The sequence below is a fragment of the Paenibacillus paeoniae genome, assembly GCF_003388735.1.
GTDB classification, from domain to species: Bacteria; Bacillota; Bacilli; order Paenibacillales; family Paenibacillaceae; genus Pristimantibacillus; species Pristimantibacillus paeoniae.
The window spans coordinates 1-5,220 of the sequence record NZ_QUBQ01000011.1; the positions used below are offsets into that span (position 1 = coordinate 1).

A 5,220-nucleotide genomic window follows, 5' to 3' on the forward strand; every position below is an offset into this window, starting at 1 on the left:
GCGAAATGGTTCAGGGTCTCTTCCACACTCGTTGCCAGGTTCGATCAAAGAACCACAAGGGTATTGAACGAATCTACATCGATTGTGACACAGAGGTACGCCGATTTGCAAGGCTTATTCCCTATACTGGCCCAAGACGCTTCCTATGTCTTGGTGGTCGGTTTATTCAAGCATAGATTCTCATAATTGCCAGTTAGTCTCGCGAACTGCATAAGTCATGGTTGATAAGATTCCATTCCATGATGTATAATGTTAATATAAAAAAAGGAATTATTTAATTTAATTATTTTTTTAGTTCTAATTATCTATTAAGTACATAATTTAGGTTATTTTTATGTTTAGAGTTTATGTTGCTGGGGACATTAAGCGAAAGGCGGTTCTAACTTGAGTTGCATAAATAAAATAATACCTTTCAATGAGTTTTGGATGAATTGCATATTAAATTCTGCCTATTCAATTGCCACTACCAAGGACAATAGTTATGCTGATGCGGCGTACATCAATAACTATTCATACAGTAGTTGGGAAGCTGCTATTGATCCGGAGTTTATCAGCCCGACAATTGAAGTGTTGAATTACGCCGATAAGTGGGAAAGCTTTGTGCTGTGTGAAGTGATTGAAACGGAAATACCTGTTTTTTTTGAAGATACGCAAAACTTTTTAGTAGAACTGCAACAGATCATTTCGGAACAAAAGATAGTTAGGCTTCATGTGGATCTCTTTTATTGGTTGCCCAAAAATATCGCCTGGAATCGTTTCCATATGAGCCATTACTCAATCATAAACGGTTATGATACAGAAAAAAGAGAGTATTTTATTTTGGATGACGATATAGATGGATATGGAACGCATGTAATCCCTGAGGAAAGGTTAATTAAAGCTTTTTACAATTCAAATGCAATGATTGATCCTGATCCGGCCACTCCGCATGCATATGTTTATTGTATCCGTGACAGTATCGTTCCTTACAAAATAAGTATAACTGAAGTAAAGAGTAATGCAGAAAGAATAGTAGAGGAATTATCCGTGTATTCTTTCGAAAACTTATGGAATTTTAAAGAAGACAAAAAGGACGAAATCAATGAGTATATTAACATCTCTTTAATAGGAATTAACATCATAGAAAATAGACATATTGGCAACGGTTTTTTATCAAAGAGGCTTGTTGAATTGGAATTGATCAATAGCACAACATTTGAAAACATGAAAACACAATTAGCGAAACTGCAAAGAGGATGGAAAACGATTAAACAAGTGTTTATAAATAGTATGGTATCTGATACGAAAGAAATAAATATAGACTTAATAAGAAGCAAAGCAAATGAAATGTTAAGCAGAGAAAAAGAAATGTGGTTAGCCTTATTAGAGGAAAAGTAAAGGAGTGCGAATATGAGCGAGGAAATACGAGAGAGAGTCAGAAGTATATTTTTGCAGTATGGGGTGAACATCACAGAGTCCGATGAAGAAACGTTGATTGATGATGTGATTGGCATTGATTCGATTTCCTATATTCAAATATTAAACCATGTAGCAAGAGACTTTGGCTTTAAGATTGATGATACGGATCTTTTATTTGCCGATTTAACTACGTTTAATAAGATAGTAGAATTCTCGAAAAGCAAATGTTCTAATTCCTAATATTCCATATACTCATTTTCATGGAGGAATAAAGATGAAGCCTGCTATTTCAGTTATCATTCCTACTTATAATAGACTTGTTGGATTGAAATATACGTTAGAGTCTTTAGTAAAGCAAGAATTGGATAAAGACAGTTATGAAGTGCTTGTATGTGATGATGGTTCTGCTGAAGATACCTATTCAATAGTAAAAGAATATGAGAATGATTTAAATATTTCTTATCAATATCAAGAAGATAAAGGGTTTAGAGCTGCTGCCGCAAGGAATATGGGAATCAGGAAAGCAACCGGCGATGTGTGTGTGTTTATTGATAATGGAATCGTTTTGCATAAGAACTCTTTGAATGAACATATAAGAATTCATAATGAATCCAGTTGCCCCTGTGCGGTTGTAGGTTACGTGTATGGGTTTGATGTTTTTGAAAGCAATGAAGACGAAATCAAAAAAGTCGTAGAAAACAACACGTTTGAGAATGCGATTGATATATTGGGGGAAAAAGGAATCGGAGATGTGAGGGAAAAGTTTTATAAGGAATTTTCGGATGATATTGATCAAATGCCTGCGCCATTTGTATTATTTTGGACATGCCATGTGTCGATGAGTAGAAAAGCATTGATTGATGTTGGAATGTTTGATGAAAGCTTCACGACTTGGGGGGGAGAAGACATAGATATGGGATTGGCATTGCAAAAATACGCCGCAAAATTTGTTTTGGCCAGAAATGCCACGAGCATTCATTACCCTCATAAAAAAGAATTTGACTTTGCAAATGAAAGTGATAAAGCGGATCGCCATGTTGATGAGAAAAAAGAATATTTGTACCGAAAGTATCCGACGAGAGCGGTGTATTTATGGACACAAACAAACGATGATGTTGAGTTGAATAAAATATTGATAGATGAAGCAGCAACCATTAACCACCAGCAATGAATTTTAGCTGCTAAAGAGAAAGGAGTGGTGGATATGGAAATGATCTTTAGAAACTTTGCTTTGAATTACTTAAATTGCAGAAAAATTCAAATAGCAAACTATTTTTACAGTATCGGCCTCCCTCTTGAATTCTACTACTATGAAGCGTTAGAAAGCACTGATAAGGTGCTTTCTGAAATCATTGAAATGAGAAGTCGCAAATGGAAATATCCATCTAATGTGCTAGTAAAATGGGGAATGAATGATTTGGGCATTGAATGGATTGAAATTCCGTTTAAGAAGCTTAGTGATATTAAAGATGTTGTTTATGATCTTCTGGGAAGGAGTGTGCCCGTTTTTTTATGGGTTACAGCTTCTGAAGTCAAACATAATCCCAACCTTGATCGGAATTCTAAACATTCGATCATGGTAACAGAGTATTCAGAAAAAGACGGATTATACAAAATTCAGGATATTCCTTTTTTCTCAGAAGTGTTTTATACATTTGATGATATTGAAAGAATGTGTAACGGTATTCCCGAGCAAAGAAGAAGCTTAATCTATTTTGCATTTTCCGATGAGAGTTTGGACACCGGGAAATTAGAACGTAAACTTAAAGCTTATATTCAAAATTATCATGACGAGTCACGATTTTTTGAGTACTTAAAGGAGATTTTTTTGTTGCGCGAAACAACGCGCAGCAACCTTAAAGAAGACTTCCAATATATTGACGACGCATTAAGTATTATCGCCGGTTCAAGGTATTTATTTGCTAATGCCTTGAAAAAATTCGAATGGAACGAAGTTTATTATGGAATGTTTATGGCTATTTCCGAAAATGTTGAGAAACTAAAGCTAATGATCTCAATCGGTTTAATGAGACGGAAATATGACCATGAGAAAATCGTTGAAGCTATAGACAAACTCAAAAAAATGGAACATGATGCGATATTCTTATTGAAAAGCAAATTGGAGAAAAATGATGAAGAGCTGTACCAAATCATTTCGAACTTGAAGACTCATCCTCCTAATAAACCGTTATTGGATAAGTTCAATAGCACTAATATGAAAATTAAATGGGATGAGTCTCCTGATAACGTATGGGTTACTTCTTATGAGATTTATAAAGACGGTGAAGCAATAGGCATGAGCCGTCAATTACAGTTTAATATAGCCGATATTGAACCGAATCGTTCCTATGCCATTTCGCTTAAAGCGATAGATGTATTTGGAAATCGCAGTGAAATGAGTCCGGTAAACCATATTGTTATTGATACTTCAATTGATAATAACGACTTTGCCTTATACAAAGGTGTATTCACTTCTTCGGATGAATCTATGCTGCGTACCGGCGATAACGTAGTGGATGGAAAACATAATACGAGATGGGGCAGTCTCCACTCTGAAGAAGTTGCCTGGGTTTATATTGATCTTGGAAAAGAAATGAATTTTTCTAAGGTTATTATTAATTGGGAACATGCGTATGCTATAAAATACAAAATTCAAGTATCTGGAAACGCTACTATGTGGACAAACATATATGCAAATGAACTTGGGACAGGTGGAGTAGAAGAAATTACTGGTTTAGCAGGTCATGGCAGATACATCAGGATATTATGCGAAGAAAAAGCTACCGCATTTGGTTATTCGATTTGGAATCTATCCGTTTATGCATAATACCAATAAATCTGGGGGGCGTAGATGTATACTTTAATATATGATTATATTGAGTTATGTGAAACTAAGGAATTTACAGGTTTTCAAGATGAAAAAATTATTCAGGACATACCGCTCTCCAATACAGAAGATAAATACATTTGCCTTACTTATGATGATGGTCCTCATCCAGAATATACCCCGCAAATACTCGACACATTAAAGGAAAACGAGGCGCAAGCTACATTCTTTCTTTTCGGAAAATTCGCTGAGCAATATCCTTCCATCGTTCAAAGGATTTTAAGTGAGAATCATGAAATCGGAAATCATACCTACTCACATCCTACATTAACTACACTTGATTTAACAGAAATCGAACAGGAGATCCTTGCAGGAGAAGAAGCGATCCGAAAAAGTGTAAATTATCGCTGTAACTTGTTTAGACCTCCGTATGGCATTTTTGCTAATGAGATTGTAGAAAAAGTCATGGCTATAAATTATAAGTTTGTTTTATGGTCCCGAGAAATGCAGGTTGATGACTGGAAGTTGCCCGGCTCAGAAAAAATGGTTGAAGAGATTTTGAACAAGGCCAAAAGTGGTTCAATTGTACTCATGCATGATGCTGGCGGCAATAGGGATCAAACGGTTGAAGCTACAAGAAAAGTCATACCCTTATTAAAGGGGATGGGGTATAAGCTTATTACAATTAGCGATTTGATAAAGGCACATGAGCATTCATAAAAATTATATGTAAGGGAGCAGTAATTATTGTTTACAGTGGAAGATACTAAATATCATGACTTATGCAGTTCGCGAGACTAACTGGTAATTATGAGAATCTATGCTTGAATAAACCGACCACCAAGACATAGGAAGCGTCTTGGGCCAGTGTAGGGAAATAAGCCTTGCAAATCGGCGTACCTCTGTGTCACAATCGATGTAGATTCGTTCAATACCCTTGTGGTTCTTTGATCGAACCTGGCAACGAGTGTGGAAGAGACCCTGAACCATTTCGC

General features: G+C 35.8%; 6 protein-coding genes. All 6 read left to right on the forward strand.

Annotated features, from left to right (window positions below; genetic code table 11):
- On the forward strand, nucleotides 1-186 hold a 186-nt coding region (locus DX130_RS26770), incomplete at its 5' end, for a hypothetical protein (RefSeq protein ID WP_206098893.1).
- 198 nt (nucleotides 187-384) lie between these two features.
- A complete protein-coding gene (locus DX130_RS26070) occupies nucleotides 385-1,377 on the forward strand; it encodes a cysteine peptidase family C39 domain-containing protein (RefSeq protein WP_116050343.1) in 993 nt (330 codons plus the stop codon).
- 12 nt (nucleotides 1,378-1,389) lie between these two features.
- Nucleotides 1,390-1,638: an acyl carrier protein gene (locus tag DX130_RS26075; RefSeq protein ID WP_116050345.1), complete on the forward strand. Its 249-nt coding sequence runs from the start codon at nucleotides 1,390-1,392 to the stop codon at nucleotides 1,636-1,638.
- A 34-nt stretch (nucleotides 1,639-1,672) separates the two neighbouring features.
- Nucleotides 1,673-2,569: a glycosyltransferase gene (locus DX130_RS26080; RefSeq protein ID WP_116050347.1), complete on the forward strand. Its 897-nt coding sequence runs from the start codon at nucleotides 1,673-1,675 to the stop codon at nucleotides 2,567-2,569.
- A 33-nt stretch (nucleotides 2,570-2,602) separates the two neighbouring features.
- The gene (locus DX130_RS26085) at nucleotides 2,603-4,225 is read left to right on the forward strand and encodes a discoidin domain-containing protein (protein ID WP_116050349.1); all 1,623 of its coding nucleotides are present in this window, start codon (nucleotides 2,603-2,605) and stop codon (nucleotides 4,223-4,225) included.
- A 24-nt stretch (nucleotides 4,226-4,249) separates the two neighbouring features.
- A complete protein-coding gene (locus DX130_RS26090) occupies nucleotides 4,250-4,945 on the forward strand; it encodes a polysaccharide deacetylase family protein (protein ID WP_116050350.1) in 696 nt (231 codons plus the stop codon).
- Nucleotides 4,946-5,220 lie beyond the last annotated feature (275 nt).

What these genes read in the sequence shown, in the direction of transcription:
- DX130_RS26075 (WP_116050345.1), top strand. Translation starts at nt 1,390, where the DNA reads ATGAGCGAGGAAATACGAGAGAGAGTCAGAAGTATATTTTTGCAGTAT.
- DX130_RS26080 (WP_116050347.1), top strand. Translation starts at nt 1,673, where the DNA reads ATGAAGCCTGCTATTTCAGTTATCATTCCTACTTATAATAGACTTGTT.
- DX130_RS26085 (WP_116050349.1), top strand. Translation starts at nt 2,603, where the DNA reads ATGGAAATGATCTTTAGAAACTTTGCTTTGAATTACTTAAATTGCAGA.
- DX130_RS26090 (WP_116050350.1), top strand. Translation starts at nt 4,250, where the DNA reads ATGTATACTTTAATATATGATTATATTGAGTTATGTGAAACTAAGGAA.